12 protein-coding genes are annotated in these 19,186 nt (G+C 33.1%); 4 read left to right on the top strand and 8 right to left on the bottom strand.

What is annotated here, in order from left to right; genetic code table 11:
• Positions 1-41 precede the first annotated feature (41 nt).
• Positions 42-1,451: a glycosyltransferase family 39 protein gene (locus ETSB_RS00960; protein ID WP_044105765.1), complete on the bottom strand. Its 1,410-nt coding sequence runs from the start codon at positions 1,449-1,451 to the stop codon at positions 42-44.
• Positions 1,452-2,981: 1,530 nt separating this feature from the next.
• Between ETSB_RS00960 and ETSB_RS00955 the strand changes: the two genes are divergently transcribed.
• Positions 2,982-3,590, top strand: coding sequence for an L-threonylcarbamoyladenylate synthase (locus ETSB_RS00955; RefSeq protein WP_044105763.1), 609 nt, complete (start codon positions 2,982-2,984; stop codon positions 3,588-3,590).
• Positions 3,591-5,113: 1,523 nt separating this feature from the next.
• Here the strand turns inward: ETSB_RS00955 and ETSB_RS00950 are convergent.
• Positions 5,114-5,581 carry a GNAT family N-acetyltransferase gene (locus ETSB_RS00950; RefSeq protein WP_044105762.1) on the bottom strand — a complete coding sequence of 156 codons (468 nt, stop codon included), beginning with the start codon at positions 5,579-5,581 and terminating at the stop codon, positions 5,114-5,116.
• Between the two features lie 306 nt (positions 5,582-5,887).
• On the opposite strand from ETSB_RS00950, the gene ETSB_RS00945 reads away from it, so the two are divergent.
• On the top strand, positions 5,888-6,589 hold the full coding sequence (locus ETSB_RS00945; protein WP_044105760.1) for a C40 family peptidase: 702 nt from the start codon (positions 5,888-5,890) through the stop codon (positions 6,587-6,589).
• 77 nt (positions 6,590-6,666) lie between these two features.
• Here ETSB_RS00945 and ETSB_RS00940 read toward each other — a convergent pair whose 3' ends face one another.
• Positions 6,667-8,070: an amidase gene (locus tag ETSB_RS00940; RefSeq protein WP_044105758.1), complete on the bottom strand. Its 1,404-nt coding sequence runs from the start codon at positions 8,068-8,070 to the stop codon at positions 6,667-6,669.
• Positions 8,071-8,333: 263 nt separating this feature from the next.
• Between ETSB_RS00940 and petC the strand changes: the two genes are divergently transcribed.
• Both petC and petA read left to right on the top strand, forming a co-directional pair.
• Positions 8,334-8,873 (top strand): cytochrome b6-f complex iron-sulfur subunit, encoded by a 540-nt coding sequence (petC, locus tag ETSB_RS00935; RefSeq protein WP_044105757.1) that lies wholly within the window; start codon positions 8,334-8,336, stop codon positions 8,871-8,873.
• Positions 8,874-8,940: 67 nt separating this feature from the next.
• Complete coding sequence (gene petA / locus ETSB_RS00930) at positions 8,941-9,927, top strand: cytochrome f (RefSeq protein ID WP_044105755.1); 987 nt, start codon at positions 8,941-8,943, stop codon at positions 9,925-9,927.
• Between the two features lie 201 nt (positions 9,928-10,128).
• On the opposite strand, the gene ETSB_RS00925 is transcribed toward petA, so the two are convergent.
• The 5 genes from ETSB_RS00925 to ETSB_RS00905 form a co-directional block, all read right to left on the bottom strand.
• Complete coding sequence (locus ETSB_RS00925) at positions 10,129-11,493, bottom strand: TIGR03279 family radical SAM protein (protein WP_044105753.1); 1,365 nt, start codon at positions 11,491-11,493, stop codon at positions 10,129-10,131.
• A gap of 54 nt (positions 11,494-11,547) precedes the next feature.
• Positions 11,548-12,156: an exopolysaccharide biosynthesis protein gene (locus ETSB_RS00920; protein WP_044105751.1), complete on the bottom strand. Its 609-nt coding sequence runs from the start codon at positions 12,154-12,156 to the stop codon at positions 11,548-11,550.
• Positions 12,157-12,246: 90 nt separating this feature from the next.
• A complete protein-coding gene (gene ahcY / locus ETSB_RS00915; RefSeq protein WP_044105749.1) occupies positions 12,247-13,524 on the bottom strand; it encodes an adenosylhomocysteinase in 1,278 nt (425 codons plus the stop codon).
• Between the two features lie 263 nt (positions 13,525-13,787).
• On the bottom strand, positions 13,788-14,870 hold the full coding sequence (locus ETSB_RS00910) for a TIGR00341 family protein (RefSeq protein WP_044105748.1): 1,083 nt from the start codon (positions 14,868-14,870) through the stop codon (positions 13,788-13,790).
• Positions 14,871-15,991: 1,121 nt separating this feature from the next.
• A complete protein-coding gene (locus ETSB_RS00905) occupies positions 15,992-19,156 on the bottom strand; it encodes a DEAD/DEAH box helicase (protein ID WP_044105746.1) in 3,165 nt (1,054 codons plus the stop codon).
• Between the last annotated feature and the right edge of the window lie 30 nt (positions 19,157-19,186).

Genomic DNA, 19,186 nt, shown 5'->3' with positions numbered 1-19,186 from the left:
TTAATTGATGATTTTTAAGTTTAAAAATCATCAATTAATGACTAACGATTAAAAATATGATTTATAAAGTGAGGAATGACAAATAATTGATTATGTAAAACTCTTCCAAAAGTAACAGCTTTTTCTGAAGGAATCATCCCTGATTCGTATTGTAGAATTAATAAGGCATTCCATCCTATTAAAAATAGAGTCACTACTACTCCAATTAGTGGTGATCTCTTACAGGATAAATTATCCCAAAAAGCTGCTAATCCCCAAACAAAAATTAAACTACAATTTATAAACATTCTTCCCCCAAAACTTGAGCCTTGCCACCAACACCACCAAGAAGCAACTAAATAAACTTGTAATCCAAAAGCTAGCAAAAAACTTGTGACTAATATTGGTAATTTTTTATAACTTAAAATCAAGCCGATGATGCTTAAAAATAATACAGGATGCCAAAAAAATAGCCCGCGATGTCCCGAAAATAAAACATTACTAATTTGGGGTTGAATCCAGTTAAAACTCGACTCATACCCTTCTGCTCCCCCCTCTTCTAGATAAGGAATTTTAAAAAAACTACTATACTGCCATTGATAGATAAAAATTTGGGGAAGCTGCATTAAACAAGCTACAAATCCTATGACAGCTAATGAAGTAATGTCTGGTAGTTCAATCATTCCTTTCCAGGGGTTATTTCTACTAATTGGGTTAGCTTTAATGGTTCTATTAATTATATTCCAGACAATCATGATGATAGGAACAATAGCAAACAAAATATTTTGAGGACGAACAAGTGCCCCTAATCCCAAAACTAGTCCTAATAAAATTTGTTGACGGCGTTGTTTTGCCCAAACTGTAGAGATGCAAATATAGAGAAAGACAGAAATTAAAAATTGAGAGACAGCATGAGACATAGAAGCTTCTAAAGTAAGGTAAAAACTCAAAGGAGAGGCAAACCAAATTCCTGCGACAGCTAAAACAGAAGCAGTCTGACTAAAAAATAATCTGGCGGTTTTATAGCAAGCAATTAGTCCCAAAATACCTAATATAATACTGCCTAAACAATAGAATAATTCATAACTCCAAGTCAGTCCATTCGGGTCAATTTCTAACCCCAAAGTATTTGCAATTAAAGTTGTAAAATGTCCGAGGAAAAAAAAAGGGGATAGGATTAATCCTAAACCTAAGGTGTATTTACTGTATTGGGGAATAGCCTTATCTACACGAGCACCTCCACCAAAATTAGACTTTGAATGGGATAAGTATTCATATTCGTTATAAATTCGAAGATCACCGTCAAAAATCAAGGAACGTAGAGGTGTATAATATCCTATTCCATCTCCGTATACCCCAAACCCTATTAAAGTAAAATTCAATAGGAAAATTGCTAGAGTAATGACAACTCCCGCCCAAAATAATTTTCTTACCCAACTTTTTCCTCGATTTTTATTAATCCAGTTAATCATCTTGACATCCTAGCTAAACTGTTCTGTGATTCAGTTATAGATAATACCTGCTCAGGTACACGGTTTTGTAGTTTTCACGAATAGAAACTAAGTAAGGTTATCATGATGAAAAGATAGTTCTATCAGATCTGTTACGTAGGAATAATTTCTGAAGAGAAAAAAATAAGGAATATATTTTAATTTTCTAGGTTTTTTAAAATATCAATAATTAGTCTAATTTCTTCTTTTAATAAAGTAGTAGTCATTTCTGCGAGGTTTCCCAAGTATGTTTCTACTTTGTGTAATTAAATTACATTAATTTTGTTCTTTACTCAATTAATCTTTTCCTATAATTAAGAGTTCTAGTAGATGTTATATCGTCTTCTGTACTCTTTTACTAGAATCAATTCTAATATCAATATTGTCGAGTTAATGTCTGATTTTTTATGATTACTGCAACATTCGTAAATAGTCTTTTTGAAAACAAAATTTGACTCAAGCTAAAAAATATTTAATAAATTATTTGTATATCTATGGTTACATTGTTAATTTTTATCGTAACAAAGACATGAGCAATTAAGCATAGAATCTTAAATAAACAAAATAAAAATTAAATTATTAACTAATTAAATTATTTTTAAAATTAGTTATTCATAGGATAACTAATTTCCTTATTTTCAATTTATATTTTCTCTCTGTTTGAATACAAATGTCACTTTTTTTAGTCTTTTAATTCTTATTTCTTCTTAACTAATATTTATCCTAACTAATATAGCTAGTTCATTAATTTTTCAGAGTCAATGCCTAGGCTGCTGTAATAGCCTCGTAGAATTGGTCTTGTCGTTTAGTTAGTTTCTTTGCGTAGTAATAAAAGGAATAGAAGAGTCTTACACAGTGTTGGGATTAGAAATAGGTAAATCCTTTAAAAGGATTAACCAAGATTGCCAAAATTTGACATTCTGATTGTCCTTTGAAAAAAATTAACAGTTAATGGCTAAAGTTATAGCTAAACTCTGAGAATTTAATTACACTTGTAAACAAGATAAGTCTCGTCAATTTAATAAATCTTCTTCTGAACAGACTAATTCTACTATTACAAAATAGAAAAAAATTATACTCACCCTTATAATTATTAGCCACATAACTCTTATGTTTATAATCATTTAAATTGTAGTGATCATTCCATTATTATACTTCACCTCAGTTATCTAAATGCTTGTTTTATTATGACTTAATTAAGAAGTAATTTACAGAGTGTTAATATAAAAAATATTTTTAAAGACATAAATTAATTCATACTAGTTTTAACTGCGTAGATTTAAATTATATTTTTTAACATTAAGTAAATTCAGAATAAGTTAGTTCATTTTAAGCAAATTAATTTAATTTAGATAGATTTATCAGAAGGAGATTTTTCAAGTATAAAATAGGAATAAAAAATTACATTATGTTAAAATTACCCCTGGTAATTTTAACATAATGTAATTTTGCTTAATGGAATAGTTTTTTAAAAAACCTCTAACGATTTTTATAGTAGTTACTTTGGAAAATATGCCTAAAGTTCGCCAATCTCAATTGATTAAAGTCGTAAAAACTGGTCAAGTGATAAGTTTTCCTACAGATACTGTTCCCGCTCTAGGAGTTTTACCTGAACGTGCTTCCTTGATCTTCTCTCTTAAAAAACGCTCCCCCGACAAACCCTTAATTTTAATGGGAGCATCTCCTGAAGATTTTAGGCCATATATTAAAGGGACTTTTCAAGAATTGGATATTTGGCAACAAACAGCCCAACGTTATTGGCCAGGATCATTAACTTTAGTATTACCTGCTTCGCCCCTGGTTACAGCAACAATAAATCCTACTAATTCAGGTAGTATTGGTCTTCGTATTCCTAACCATAAGACTGCCCAAGAAATTTTAGCAAAAACGGGATGTTTAGCTACTACAAGTTCTAATCTATCAGGTAATCCTCCTTTAGAAACTATGAAAGCGATTGCGGCAACTTTCCCTGATGTTTATACCCTAGATGATAGTGACTTAACTTCTAAAAAAAAATATGGAAGTGGAATTCCCTCAACTGTTGCAAAATGGACAGAAAAAGGGTGGATGATTTTACGTCAAGGAAACGTCTCTCTTGAGGAAGAAGAAATTATCGAATAGATTGTAGTTTTAATCAACTCGTTATGTAAAAATATTTAATTTTTACATAACGAGTTGATTAAAAAAATATACTAAACAGCAACTTGTATTTATTGTGGCTCAACCACTAGAAAATTTTAGAAAAATAATAAATTAACTATCGGAAATTTGTCTTGGACAAAAGCAACCATCTATCTCAAAATAACTTGTCGTTAGATAGAATATAATCAATATTTAAATAATTTTTAAAAAAAATTAATATTTAAGAATAACATATATTAAAAAATATAATCAATGGAGGAAGTGAATAAAAAATATACATAAGGATTAAGAGACTTTAGTCAAAATTTATATACCAAACCCTTCAAAAATCAAAACTATTAACAGTTGATGAAATTGCTATAATTGAGATACCAGGAAGTAGATTCATATAAAGAAGTGAGCGCAGACATCATAGAGATAAAAATCTAAAAAAATAACATAAATATCAACTAAAGATCAGAGGTTTTAATTAAGATCAAATAGTCCAATCTGAAGATCAGAGGATTTACAAAGAAAATTATGAATAAAATAATATGATAAGTCGAAGTTGAAGTAGTAATATATATTTTTATCTAAAAAAATAAACCCCTTTGAATCAAAAAATAGATAACTTACAAATACTGGATTTAAAAAAATATTGATGCAAAAAACATAAGCTGAATTAAACTATTTATATAGAATATTTTTATATTTTTATGAACTGCAGGATAAAAACCTAATAATAATTACTTATGACAATCAAGACTTAGTATCAATATTATTGAGATTTTCTAAGACGTATAAAAAATACTAAAAACAGGTTATGCCTCTAATTTAGAAATCTGACTTTTATAAAGATAGCAAAATACTTAGTTTAAAGGATATTTAAACTAAGTATTTTGCTAGTTAACTCTACATAATGAGTTTATTCTAATTGCGATTATTTATGATGATCACTGTATTTTTTGTATTTATTTAGAATAGTTAAAAAGATTTTTTAGGATATAGATAAATTATCGCAAGTTCTTTTAAAGTAAGTTAAAATATTTCACACTTCTCTTCATTTTAAATTATTTTTATTTTACTTCTTGGGTAAGACTATAATCTTTCTCTTGTTTATAAAACTTCTATATATTTTTTATCTAATTAAATTATGTTACAGTTTTATCCGATTCACAATTTATTTAATCTTTCATTTTTATAATGTGAACATAGAATTTATGTTTCTATTCTCGTTCTAGAGAAAATTGTTTAGGTTGCGAGCCAACGTTGATAGTACTTGCGCATCTAATTATATTAACTGCATTTTAGATAGTATGTTGTTTAGTAATTGCATTTTTTCAACTACTTTTATATTCGATATCTATTTAAACTCACCTATTTAGTAGCTAATAAATAACATTTATTACAAGTATTTATTTTATAGTCTACATGTGAACTTCTGTTGCAGAATAAGAAGTATTAAAAGCAATAGATCTTTATCTTAAAGTTTCAAAAAAAGATTGCCCAAGTACTTTTTTCGATTACTTTAGTATATACTCAAAAGATTCTTCACCCAAAGGCAGAGAATTTATTTCACAGGTGTTCTGTAATACCATGGTGGTCGACTTATTCTCTTGAAAGCCAATGCGTTCATAAAACTTTCGTTGGTAAGTCGTCATTAAATAGACTCGTTCAACCCGACACATCAACGGATGGCTTAAAGTCGTCTCTACTAACTTGCGTCCTAGACCTAATCCTTGGTATTCTGGGCAAACAAGCACATCCCAAATAGTTCCCCGATAAATTCCATCAGATATACCTCGACAAAAGCCAATCATTCTTGTTGTATCCCAAATAGTAACGATTGGATTGCTGTTTGCAAGTGCAATCCCTAAATCTTCAAGAGTTCTTTCTTTTGCCCAAAAGGCTACCTCGTTGAACAATGCTTGAAGTTGTATAAGATCAACCTCAGCTCTGTCAATAGAGAACTTAATGTGGCGACAATCCATCTTTAAATAATTCCTAAAAGGTATTTGGAGATTAATTGGAAGTCAAAAGTCATAGATATGCTTAGAATGTACTTAACTCTTTTTTGATACACAATAAATCGTAGCGAATTTTATAAAAAAATCAGCTACTTATTGTTTTCATATCCTGACATAAGTAGTCTGTGGATAAATACACAGCCTTGTGTTAAAAACTATTTTTTAAAAACCTAAAACTTTAATCATTGCCTATTGCTTTGCCTTATCTTTAACTTTAATGGTGTATAACTATTTATTAAATAAATTTCCTTTTGTTGTTTATCTTAAATTATGACTTCCCTCAACTCTCTACCTCCTTCCGTCTGCGGTGAATATTGTAATCATACTCCTTTAGATTTATTTGACTCTTCTCAATGCGAAAAATTAGCTACTCAAGCAGCTACTGGAAGAAATTTTACTGTTTTATTAAATACTGCCACGGAGAAAGCCGTTCAAGTTTGTTTAAAGGAAGACAACTATTTAGCATGGCTACCCATTGCTCAATTATCAACATTAAAACCAGTGAGTGAGCCTTATAATCCTCTCATTTTTAACCGCAACGACATTTTACCCCGTTTGGGAGAAGTTATCGCTTTTACAAAGGCAGCTATGGAACAGCCTAATTATTATTTATGGGGGGGAACTATTGGACCAAATTATGATTGTTCAGGTTTAATACAAAGAGCTTTCGCGATATCAGGAATCTGGCTGCCGAGAGACTCTTATCAACAAGAAGCTTTTACCCAAAAAATTGAAAAAGAAGATCTCTTAGCTGGAGATTTAATTTTTTTTGGGCAAAGACAAGTCAACCATGTTGCTCTTTATTTAGGCAAGGGGTACTATATTCATAGCTCTGGTCACGAAACGGGTAGAAATAGTATTGCAATAGATCCTTTTTCAGGACAAGGCGATGTAATTAGTCAGGTATATTACAATAATTTTTGGAGTTGTGGGCGCGTTATGAGAAGTTATAATAATTCTTTAACGGCTTAGTCCTTATTTGTATACAAATAAAGTTTTTCTTTATGAACTAAATTACAATTGGTAAGCAAATTGGATGGATAGTTAAATTATAATTCAATCATCTTAAATGAAAGGCTATCAGTTACTTGTTCTAATTGTGATGCTACCCGAATTAATGTTAATTCATCGGCAGGTTTTCCAATTAATTGGATACCCACTGGTAGACCTTTTTCATCTTGTCCCATCGATAAAGTAATTCCCGGTAAACCACTCGCATTACAAGGAGGACAGGGAGCAATCCATTTAATAATATTTTCTACGACTTCTTCTGGAGATAAGTTAGCCCATTCTCCTACCTTAATCGGTTGTTGTAGATAAACAGGTAAAACCAACAAATCAAAACGATCAAAAAAAGCAACAATTTGCCGTGAAACAATTTGCATTTGATGAACCGCCTGTAAATATTTCCCTGTCATTTCTGCCTGTTCTCCTAACCACTGATTAATGGGACTCAATACTTTTAACGGAACTCCAGAAGCTAAAATTCCTGCTTGCCAAATTTGCTTAAAAGGATTGATTAATTCCTGAAAATTAGGACAGCTAGGTTCCAGCTCGTGCCCCATTTCTGCTAATATTTTGACTGTCCTATGAACTGCTTCTTTGATGACCCATTCAGGTTCAGGAAACGGGGATATTTTAGTCGAAAAGGCAATTTTAAGAGGAATTGGAGATTGACGAGTAGCCGCTAAAAAAGAAATCTCAGGAGATACTAACCAATAAGGATCTCCTGTCACATAGCCGGACATCACGTCCAGTAACGCTGCTGCATCAGCCACCGTCCTCCCTAATGGTCCGTGGGTTGAAATTCCACTTTGAAAGTCCCCTACGGGAGCATTAGATATCCGACCCCTAGAAGGTTTAATCCCTACTAACCCACAACAAGCAGCTGGGATACGAATTGATCCCCCTCCATCCGATCCTTGTGCAATGGGACATAATCCTGCCGCTACAGCAGCAGCAGCTCCACCACTTGACCCCCCCGCCACATAATCTCGATGCCAAGGGTTACGAGTTGGAGGAAACCCTGGAGCTTCTGTATAAGGAAAAGAACCCAATTGAGAAGTCGCTGTTTTACCTAAGATAATAAATCCTGCTTCTTTGATTCGTGTTACTACTTCATCATCATAATTTACAACGTTATCTTTAAAGGCAGAAATTCCATAGCTTAAAGGCATTTGTGCAACAGCGTTAAGATCTTTAATCGCCGTAGGGACTCCAAAAAAAGGGGGAAGAGCATTAATTTCTGAAGTCTGGGCTAATTGTTCCGTTTTTATTTTAGCGTCGGCCATAGCCATTTCTCCTGCTATAGCAAAAAAACTACCTAATTTGGGATCATATTGTTGAATCCGATCAAGGTAAACTTGGGTTAATTCTAGAGGAGAAATTTGACGGTTGCGAATTAATTTGGCCAATTCTAAAGCAGGAGTAAAAGCTAAATCAAGAGAATTCATTGTATTGGTCTTAATTATTTGACTGCCAAACTTACTAAGTTTTCTGGGCAGATTTCTGCCATACTTGACAATGGAATTAATAATCTGTTTTCAAAGCAAGGATACAACCGCATGACTTGATGATGCAAATTGAGTTCTCTGTGAGAGAGTATTCAATTTAGCTCAAGGTTGCTATTATATCCTTTCTAAGCAGCACAGATGAATAACTCCTGATTCTTAGTAAATCATAAGTATCAGCAAACATAGACAAGTAATAATTGGTTATGACTCAAGTATCTGGTTTGTCCGATGTCCCCGATATGGGACGTCGCCAATTCATGAATCTATTGACCTTCGGAACAATTACTGGCATAGCAGCTGGGGCATTATATCCGGTGGCTAAATATTTTATTCCCTCTTCTAATGGTGGGACTAGTGGTGGTGTAACAGCTAAAGATGCTCTTGGTAATGACGTCATTGCCAGCGAGTTTTTAGCGGCTCACAATCCAGGTGATCGCGTTTTAACTGAAGGGTTGAAAGGCGATCCTACTTATATCATAGTTGAGGAAGATAAAACTCTGGCTGATTATGGAATTAACGCCGTTTGTACACATTTAGGTTGTGTTGTTCCTTGGAATACTAGCGAAGAAAAATTTATCTGTCCATGTCATGGCTCCCAATACGATGCCCAGGGAAAAGTCACGCGTGGACCTGCTCCCGTATCATTAATGTTGGCTCATGTCAATCTTGACGACAGCAACAAAGTAGTTTTTAGCACTTGGACAGAAACGGATTTTCGAACTGATGAAAACCCCTGGTGGTGATGATTCGGTCAATTGTCTCGATCCTTAGTAATGTTAACATTTAAGACTTGAGTGGTTTGACTTAGCAATGAGAACACCCAATTTCTCGGCAATTTGGCAAGCAAGTAAGCAGGTTACAAAGCAAATCATTTTGATTGCTTGTACTACTTTTGCCCTCTATATTTTTAACGATGTTGCTTTCCCCCAAGGGGCTGCTGCCTATCCTTTCTGGGCGCAAGAAACAGCTCCAGAAAGCCCTAGAGAAGCGACTGGACGTATTGTGTGTGCTAACTGTCATTTAGCAGAAAAGGCGGCTGAAGTAGAAATTCCTCAGTCGGTTCTACCCGATACAGTTTTTGAGGCAGTGGTAAAAATTACCTACGATCTTAATTCTCAACAGGTGTTAGGAGATGGATCCAAAGGGGGTCTAAATGTAGGGGCTGTCCTCATGCTACCCGAAGGCTTTAAGATTGCTCCATCTGATCGCATTCCCGAAGAAATGCAAGAAAAGATCGAAGGACTTTACTTTCAATCCTACCGTGAAGATCAAGAAAACGTAGTTCTTGTTGGACCTTTACCTGGAGATCAATATCAAGAGATTATTTTCCCTGTTTTATCTCCTGATCCTTCCAAGGACAAAAGTGTGAACTTTGGCAAATATCCTGTTCACTTAGGGGCTAACCGCGGTAGGGGTCAAATATATCCCAACGGACAATCTAGCAATAATAACATTTTTAAAGCATCCCAAGCTGGAAAGGTTTCTGCCATCAGTAAAAATGAGACTGGCGGTTACACTGTTACCTTGGAGACGACCAATGGTGACGTAGTAGATATAATTCCTGCAGGTCCTCAATTGATTGTTTATGAAGGACAACAAGTGGCAGCGGGAGAAGCCCTCACAACTAATCCTAATATTGGTGGTTTTGGCCAAAAAGACACAGAAATTGTTTTACAAAGTCCTACACGAGTTAAGTGGTTATTGATCTTCTTAGCAGCGATTATGTTAGCTCAAATCCTGTTAGTTCTTAAGAAGAAACAAGTCGAAAGAGTTCAAGCAGCCGAAATGAAATTATAAACTTTTTGGTAACTTTTTCAAAAATCTTATAATTCTAGATGGACAGGGCACTAGCCTGTCCATTTTGCTATTTTTTTATACTAGTTTAGTCTAAAAAATAGATTTAAACTCTAAAGAGAGAATTTGCAGAAAGGGCGTAGTGACTTATTAATTAAATCTACAAAGGTATACTTTATTTTTATATAAAAATAATTCAGTTATCTATCGGTCTAATATAGTAGTAGGTAAAGTGGAACTATGTAAACAAGTTCGAATAAGTTCCTCAATTCCAGTCACAGGAAAAATTTTAATATTTAATTGTTTAGCTAATTCTTCAACCGTCATATCGTCCAGGAAATAAATATCATTGTGTTTAAGCATAATTGAGGGTAACAAAATACCATCACCTAAATCTTTTCCTTGTAATTGAGTCAATAAATCTTTTCCTGTCAATAATCCTGTTACTGTTGTTTCTTGTCCCCAGTAATGACTCCGCAATGCTTCTAAATTAATTGTTAATCCATCTACTTTATTTAATTTTTTAACTAGGGGTTGAAAAGCTTTTTCTACTGCATTTCCAACGACCCAAGTCAGAGTAACTGACTTGTCAACTTTAGCTGGCAATAATTGTTTTGCTGTTGTTTCAAATTCCCGGATAAATTTACGAATTGAACCGATTCCATTGTCACTTTGTGGACAATCTTTATAGTGAGATTCTGGGGGTAATTCTTCTTGTCCAATTAAGAACCATTCATCAGCTAACCAAACAAAATTATTGTTAAATCTATGGTGAAATTCTTTTTGTAAAGATAGAACTTGTTTAATAATTTCTTTTGCTTTAGTTTTAGTGACTGGAATTAATTTATCGTTTAGGGGACGAAAGCGAGTTAATCCTACTGGAACCACCGCAGTAGAAATAATAGTTGGAATATCTCCTTGATGAAATAAGGCTAAATCAGTCAAGGTTTTTTCTAAATGAAAACTATCATTAATTTCTGGGCAAACAACCACTTGAGCATGAATTTGCAACTGTCGTTCTTGAAACCATTTAAACTGTTCTATAATTTGTCCAGCGCGGTAATTTTTCAATAAGCTAACTCGTACATCAGCTTCTGTTGAGTGAACTGAAACATACAGAGGAGAAAGACGCATTTTTTCAATACGTTCCCATTCCTTCTGAGATAAATTAGTCAAGGTCAAATAACTGCCATAAAGAAAGCTTAAACGATAATCATCATCTTTAAAATAAAGACTATCTCGTTTTCCTGGAGGTTGTTGATCAATAAAACAAAAAGGACAATGATTTTTACATTGAATTAGCTCATCAAATAAGGCCTTTTCAAACTCTAATCCTAAATCATCATCATAGTTTTTTTGAATTTCTATATAATGAGTTTGTCCCTTGTTATCAACTACTTCTAATTCTAAATATTCATCAGCACATAAAAACTGATAATCTATTAAATCCCGCAGTGGAAACCCATTAACAGAAATCAAAGAATCTCCTACTTCAAAACCAACTTCCTTGGCGATAGAATTGGGGATAACAAAGCTAATTTTAGCGGAGTAAATTGAAGAATGAGTCATTATTTATGTATCTAAGTTAATAGGTAATTATATAAATATTTAACTACCTATTAACTATTTTATAAGGTTAAAAATTAATTCAATAACCTCTTTCCCTAAAAAAATAATTAAGGTTGACATAGTCCCAGCAATTAGACAAATTATTAGTCCTACTAAACTAATAAATCCATCATTTTCTTGTAACCCAAAAGCAGTTACAAAAATTCCCATTGCAGGTAAAGTGTTAGTTCCAGGAATAGGAATTATCATGAAAATAGACATTAAAGCAATCGCAACACCGATCACCACTCTTCCTGGTAAACTCGTACAAACATAGGTCATGCGAGGGTGAGTCAATGCCTCGATTTTTTTTAACCAAGGAATTCCTTTTTCTAGGAACTTCTGCACTGTTTCTAGTTTAATTGACCCTTTCATTATTTTTTCAGGAAACCAAAGAGCTTTATACCCTGCAATCAGTTGAATAGCCAAGATAAACATTAAAATTCCAAAAGGAACGGAGTAACCTGGGGCAGGAACTGGTAAAGCAGAAGGTAAAGCTAGAATAATAAATAAAAATCCAAATATTCGCTCTCCAGCCAAAGACAAAATATCGGTAAGTTTAACATCTGAAGCTCTTTCTTCTTCAAAAAAATAGCGTTCTAATTCAACTGAAAGTTTTGCCATGCTATGCTAAATTGATTTTTTGAAAAAGTAACTATTGATTATTTACCGTAAATCACTACGGGTGGGTTATTCCCACCCATCTTCAGTCGATTAAGTTCCAACAGTCCAAGAATTGATATACTGGGTTTGTTCTGCAGTCAAGGTATCAATAGTGATGCCCATTGCTTTCAATTTCAACGTAGCAATATCTTGGTCAAGTTCTTTAGGAATTTTATAAATTCCTGGTTTTAACTTTCCTTTATTTTTTACTAGATATTCACAAGCTAAAGCTTGGTTGGCAAAACTCATATCCATCACTGTACTAGGATGTCCTTCTGCTGCGGCCAGGTTAATTAAACGACCTTCTCCTAGAACAATAATAGACTTACCACTGAGTAGGGTATATTTTTGGGTAAAATTACGAACCTCTTTGACTTCACTCGCCTTTGCTCTTAAAGATTCTAGGTCAATTTCAATATCAAAGTGACCTGAATTACAAACTATTGCACCGTCTTTCATCACTTTGAAGTGTTCAGCGCAAATAACATGCTTGTTTCCAGTTACGGTTACGAACACATCGCCGTAAGTAGCAGCTTCTGTCATGGGCATAACACGGAAACCATCCATAGCAGCTTCAATTGCTTTAACAGGATCAATTTCAGTGATAATAACGTTAGCACCTAATCCACGAGCACGCATAGCAACTCCTTTGCCACACCAACCGTAGCCAGCTACCACGAGAACTTTACCCGCTAAAAGTATATTAGTTGCGCGGATAATACCATCAAGAGTGGATTGTCCAGTTCCGTAGCGGTTATCAAAGAAATGTTTGGTATCAGCATCGTTAACGTTGATTGCAGGAAAAGTAAGAACTCCATCATTCAACATTGCAATCAAACGCACAATGCCGGTAGTGGTTTCTTCTGTGGTTCCAATGATATCCTTGATTTGGTGTTGTCGTTCCTTAATCAAGGTAGCAACCACATCACTACCATCATCAATGATAATATTGGGCTTATGGTCAAGGGCAATTTGAACATGACGTTTATAAGTTTCATCATTTTCCCCTTTAATGGCATACACAGGGATATCATGGTTAGCTACTAAACAAGCTGCTACATCATCTTGGGTAGAAAGAGGATTACTGGCAATAAGTACAGCATCCGCTCCCCCGGCTTTTAGGGCCATCGCTAAGCTCGCAGTTTCAGTAGTAACGTGACAGCAAGCGACTAAACGAATTCCTGCAAAAGGCTTTTCTTTAACAAAACGTTGTTGGATTTGTCTGACCACAGGCATTTCTCTTGCAGCCCATTCGATGCGCTGCCGTCCTTTAGAAGCCAAGGAGATATCCTTAATATCGTATTTTTGTTGGACTGGAGTAGCCACCATATCTTTTGTTTCCTCAACGAAATGAAATGTTAACTTGCTAATCTAATAACTTAAGTTAACACTTTCTCAGAGCTTTTCTAACATAAAAAATTACTATCAGAATAGTTAAGACTTAAATTCTGCTTCATCTACTGTACTTACTTCAACTAATAGATTAAGGGTCTGTGAAACATTACATCTTGATTAGCAAACTAATCCGAGGGAAATAGGGATATTTCGAGATTCTTGTCAGATCGAAACAAAGGAGTAAAAGAAGAGGATGATTAATTACGTTCATTTCGAGGCATTAATGGAGGAGGAAGGGAATCAAAAAGAAAATAGGGAGAGAGTTCCTCTTCTTGCTCAGCACGAACTTCTCTTAATTCACTAGCTAGAAAAACTAGCTTAATTTTTTTTCCCAAGGAGCGTTCAAGTAAAGTTTCCACTAAGTGCACTTGATTTGGGGTGACAGGATTGTCTGCATTTTCTTGAACAGTCAAAAATACAGTAGGCCTTTTCTTACTCCAAGGGACTCGAGGCCATTGGACCTCAAATTTAACTAGTTCCGTTTGTTGACCGACAGTAATTGTTTGATTCTGAAGAATTTTTTTTATATCAGCTTCAAATCGTTCTTCTTGAATAAGATTCCAAAAACTTATAAACAAAGGAAAAATTAGAAGTCCTGTCATAACGAAAAATCCTCCTAACGCTTTCCCTGTACGGCTATAATTGAGGTAATATCCCCCCAAAGTAAAAATAAATAGAGAAGAAAGGGTAATTCCTAATAAATTGGTTAAATAAAGGAGAAAGGATCCACTACTGAGTTGCCAATCTTGTTGAGACAGGGCAATACCCACCACACATAATGGAGGCATTAAAGCCACTGAAATAGCAGTTCCCGCCAGTGCATCGCTGATTTTACGTTGAATTTTGGCAAAACCACTAATCCCTCCTGCCATCACTGCTACTCCTAAATCTGCTAGGTTGGGTTGAGTCCGTGCTAAAATCTCTCCCCCAAAAGAAGTTGCAGGAACCCCAAACAACCCCCCCACCAATCCTGATATGAGGATGGATATTAGAGTGCCTACACTTAGGGTTAATAAGCTAGTTTCTAAAAGTTTCCCGTTTGTATCCAGTGCACCTAGTGCCAATGCTCTTAATGGTAACATTAGTGGTGCAATCAACATCGCTCCTATAATTACGGCAGCACTATTCATTAATAGTCCCAAACTGGCAATAATACAAGAACTGAAGGTCAAAACTAGAAAATTAGTCTCGAGTTTGGCTTCTTCTAAAAGTTCCTGGCGCAATTTATCTAGAGCCTCTGGTGAAACTCGAGGAATTTTATCTTTAATCCAAGTTTTCATAGGTTAGCTCGAACTCTTCCTAATTAAAGTTGGTGAGGAATAAGTTAATTATGTAGCATAGCTTTAAATTGGCAAAAAATTGACCTTGTCAAAAAATAAGAAATTTTTTTGTCTAAAACTTAGTCATTATCCAGAAATAAACCAAAATTTCACATCAAGTCACTTGTATCGCTTATATAGTACTTAGTTATCTAGCTTGTATTGTTAAGTACCAATACGGGCTCAATAGTTATCCTGCTCGTCGAAGAGGAGAAGTTTTAGAGTGAATTAGAATTTACAAAATCTGCTATTTCCAAGTAAATATTCAACTATATACTAGTTTTAACTACACTCATATTCTTGATTATTTATCTTTATCATGTTAACTAGTATATAGTTGAAATACAAGAACCTTACTAGACAGCTAATTATACTTTAGCCTAGTGACTTTGGTCTGTTAAAAACACTCCTAAAAATGAATAAATTTTTATTTATAAAATTTAAGATTAAAAGTAGTTGTTTAATAGTCTTGCTAAGCTTATATTAAATAATAACTATATAGTTAAACTTTTTTAAAATAACAAAAAATCTATTTTAGAGGGAAATATTTTAAGTTAAACTTATAATATATTTCCCGAAAATAAGACACTAAAAACACTTCAATTTATGAACATAATTATAGTTCACTTATTTTCAGAAATCATCTTAAACAACTCAAATAATCTACTTCTAAACAATCAAAGTAGTAATGTAAAGATTAAAAGTATAAAGATAAAGTTTGATTCTCAATTAAATACTTATCAATAAATCTAAATACTTGATTTAATTGAATTGAATTCAAACAAAATGTTAAAACAATTACTATAGAAGATAGTACAGCTTGAATGAGTGGTTTAAAACCCCTAAAATAGAAGAATAAATTATAAAAGCAAATTAATTATTATTGTCTATTTTTTTGAATAGTATATTAATTGTACTTGGGATAACTTTTTCAATTTTTATTTTGACTGTATTTTATATTTATAAAAAGTAACCATTATTAAGAAATACTTTTAGCTTTAATATAACTAGGTTTTTAAATAAAATTTAAGCTTTAATTAAGTCAGTTTTTAATAGGTAATATAATTAAAATTATTTACTATCTACTCTTCATCAATAATTGCTTTGCGATCAAGCAATAATAAAGTTTTGAGTTGATCAGTGTCTAACTTAGTTAGCCAATTTTCTCCTGTGTCAACAGTTTGTTCTGCTAATTGTTTTTTACTTTCTAGTAAATCATTAATTTTTTCTTCTAATGTTCCTATACAAATAAATTTATAAATTTGAACATTTCGTTTTTGTCCAATGCGAAATACTCTATCTGTTGCTTGGTTTTCTACTGCCGGATTCCACCAACGATCAATATGAAAAACATGATTAGCACGGGTTAAATTTAATCCGGTTCCCCCTGCTTTTAAGGAGAGAATAAAAATAGCAGGTCCATTGGGATCATTTTGAAAGCGATCAATCATTTCTTGTCGTTTTTCTCGACGAGTTGCACCGTATAAAAAGAGTACATCTTGAGAAAATTTTTTTTGCAAGTAAGGTTGTAATAATTTTCCCCATTCAGAAAATTGGGTGAAAATTAAAACGCGATTATCCTCTGCAATTAATTCCTCTAACATTCCTTCTAACCTCATAAGCTTTCCAGAACGCTCAGGTATTTTCAGTTGTTTTTCTTTTAAAAATTGTGCTGGATGATTACAAATTTGCTTAAGTTTTATTAATAATGAAAAAATTATTCCTTGACGTTGAATTCCGGTTTTGTTATTAAGTTCATGAAGAGAATTATCTACTAATTTTTGATATAATCTACCTTGTTCAGGGGATAAACCACAAAATACATTTATTTCTTGTTTTTCCGGAAAATCCTGTATGATATCTTGGTCACTTTTTAAGCGTCTTAAAATAAAAGGACGTACCAGTGACCGTAAGATTTGTAGAGACTCTCGATCTCCATATTTTTCAATAGGGTCAGCAAAACGACGCTGGAAAAATTGCTGGCTTCCTAAAAATCCTGGGTTTAAAAAATCCAAAATTGACCATAATTCTGACAAGCGATTCTCCACAGGCGTTCCTGTTAAAGCAACTCGAAACTCTGTTTTGAATCTACGAACTGCCTGAGACTGTTTGGCTTGGGAATTTTTAATATTTTGAGCTTCGTCTAAAACTACTCCTTTCCACTCAACTTTTTCTAAGGTTTCAATATCTCGATAAACGAGAGGATAACTTGTGATTACTAAATGTTTACTTTTGACTATCCTAGCAAAAAACTTTTCTTTTTTTCGGTTTTCTCCATGATGAATCAAAGTTGATAAGGTAGGAGAAAATTTATTAACTTCTCGCTCCCAGTTATTTAATACGGAGGTAGGACAAACTAATAATACTGGTTTTTTCAACATTTCCTGTGCTTTTAAATGAAGCAAAAAGGCAAGTAATTGAGGTGTTTTTCCTAGTCCCATATCATCTGCCAAACAAGCTCCTAATCCCCATTGTTCAAGAAAGCTTAACCAGCTAACACCCCTTTTTTGATAAGGACGTAATTCTCCCTTAAATTCCGGGGGATTATTGAGTATTTTAATCGATTGATTATTTGTAAAATTATTGATTAATTTTTGTAAAATTCCAGATGTTTTAAAGTTAATAACAGGAAGTTTAGAGATTACTTTTCTATCCCCTATACTGAGGCGCAAAGCATCTTCAATGGATAATTCAAGTGACTTATAAGAATTATTAAAAATTGTTTTTACCGCTTGAATATCAGAGGGTTGCAAGGTTATCCATTCTCCATTTATTTCTACCAAAGGAGACTTCTTGTCTAACAATTTTTCAAACTCTTTTTGGGAAATTATTTGTTGACCAATTACTAATTTTAGTTGGTAGTTCAGTAAACTTTGTAGGTTTAGACGTTCTCCTTTTTTAAATTTGACTTCAGCCTCAATACTAATTCCTAATTTTTTTTCTTCTTTTTCTCTGGCTAAACTAGAAGGTAAAATAATGCCCAGTCCATTATCTTCTAAGATTGTTGCACTCGATTTAATAAAGTTATAGACCTCAATGGAATTGAGTTTACAATACCAAGGTTGACTTTCTTGTAAACTTTCTGCAATAGGAGAATAGAGACGGGAGGCTAGTCCCAATCCCTTTAATAAAGTTTCTTGGGGTTTTTCAATAGTTCTCTTACCCCATAATAATTGTTCAACAGGATGTTCCCAAATAGTTTGAGCATCTACTAAAACTTTTCTATCATCTAAGGCCTGTAAGTAATATTTTAGATTCCAGTCATTATCAGCTAAATTGATAGCTTTTAAGCTAGGAGGTTCTAGATAAAAACATACTCTAAATTGATTAACTCCTAAGGTTATATTAGTTGGAGTGACTAAGTATTCTTGAATAGATAAATTCCAATTATATAAAGCATTTTCTAGCCTTTTAATATTATTTGTAGAAGCGGTAAAATCAGGATTTATTTCAGTTAAAGATTTCAACCATCGTTGAACTAATAAATCCTGATTGAGAAGAGGACTAGACTGGGAAAATGAACGTATATAAATATTAATAATATTTATAAGAAAATCTAAAATTAATTGTTGAGACTCTAAAGCATTTGCTTTGATGTCTCCCTCAGATTCAAGCCCTTTAAAATAGGCTAAGCATCCAGTTGGCATCAGGTTACTAAATTCAAAAAGTCGAGTTTGATCAATAGTGCTATCTAAGATTAAATACCACTGACTTTGAAGAGTTTCCTCCTTTACATAAGTAAGTCCAGGCAAAAATTTTCCCCTGGCTAATAAATCGAGGCTCCATCGATAAATATGGGACCAAAATCTTAAATCTTCACCTAAATAATTTTCGTAGTTGTCTGAAAACCCTAAGGGTAATTGTCTAAAAAAGTTAATAGCTTCTATGTCTTTTAAACAAAAACCTTGTATTTCCCAACTTTTCAGGAAAAGAGTATTTTTAGAAGTGTTAAATTCGCTTGACTCTAATTGAGAAGATAAACAAGGAACATCGATATTTTGGCTTTTAATTCTAGTACTAGGCAAATTAATAATTTTACTAGTCCATGTTTCTTCTATTTGAGGAGAAAATTCTAGGTTGTTAGATTTAAATAAATTAATTAACTCTAATTTATTTAAAAGAAAAAAATGTAAATTAACTAATTTATTTAAAGATTTATTAAGATAATCACTTCGCCAGGTTTCTCCCCAAATAAACAAAAAACTCTTATCTAGTTCGTTAATCCAACTTCCATGTAGAGTAGGCATAAATATTTTTAAAATTATCTAATTAAAATA

The sequence above is a fragment of the cyanobacterium endosymbiont of Epithemia turgida isolate EtSB Lake Yunoko genome, assembly GCF_000829235.1.
GTDB lineage: Bacteria > Cyanobacteriota > Cyanobacteriia > Cyanobacteriales > Microcystaceae > Rippkaea.
The sequence above is the reverse complement of the archived record's forward strand: the minus strand, read 5'-3'. Positions and strand labels throughout refer to the sequence as shown.

What these genes read in the sequence shown, in the direction of transcription:
- ETSB_RS00960 (WP_044105765.1), bottom strand. Translation starts at nt 1,451, where the DNA reads ATGATTAACTGGATTAATAAAAATCGAGGAAAAAGTTGGGTAAGAAAA.
- ETSB_RS00955 (WP_044105763.1), top strand. Translation starts at nt 2,982, where the DNA reads ATGCCTAAAGTTCGCCAATCTCAATTGATTAAAGTCGTAAAAACTGGT.
- ETSB_RS00950 (WP_044105762.1), bottom strand. Translation starts at nt 5,581, where the DNA reads ATGGATTGTCGCCACATTAAGTTCTCTATTGACAGAGCTGAGGTTGAT.
- ETSB_RS00945 (WP_044105760.1), top strand. Translation starts at nt 5,888, where the DNA reads ATGACTTCCCTCAACTCTCTACCTCCTTCCGTCTGCGGTGAATATTGT.
- ETSB_RS00940 (WP_044105758.1), bottom strand. Translation starts at nt 8,070, where the DNA reads ATGAATTCTCTTGATTTAGCTTTTACTCCTGCTTTAGAATTGGCCAAA.
- petC (WP_044105757.1), top strand. Translation starts at nt 8,334, where the DNA reads ATGACTCAAGTATCTGGTTTGTCCGATGTCCCCGATATGGGACGTCGC.
- petA (WP_044105755.1), top strand. Translation starts at nt 8,941, where the DNA reads ATGAGAACACCCAATTTCTCGGCAATTTGGCAAGCAAGTAAGCAGGTT.
- ETSB_RS00925 (WP_044105753.1), bottom strand. Translation starts at nt 11,493, where the DNA reads ATGACTCATTCTTCAATTTACTCCGCTAAAATTAGCTTTGTTATCCCC.
- ETSB_RS00920 (WP_044105751.1), bottom strand. Translation starts at nt 12,156, where the DNA reads ATGGCAAAACTTTCAGTTGAATTAGAACGCTATTTTTTTGAAGAAGAA.
- ahcY (WP_044105749.1), bottom strand. Translation starts at nt 13,524, where the DNA reads ATGGTGGCTACTCCAGTCCAACAAAAATACGATATTAAGGATATCTCC.
- ETSB_RS00910 (WP_044105748.1), bottom strand. Translation starts at nt 14,870, where the DNA reads ATGAAAACTTGGATTAAAGATAAAATTCCTCGAGTTTCACCAGAGGCT.
- ETSB_RS00905 (WP_044105746.1), bottom strand. Translation starts at nt 19,156, where the DNA reads ATGCCTACTCTACATGGAAGTTGGATTAACGAACTAGATAAGAGTTTT.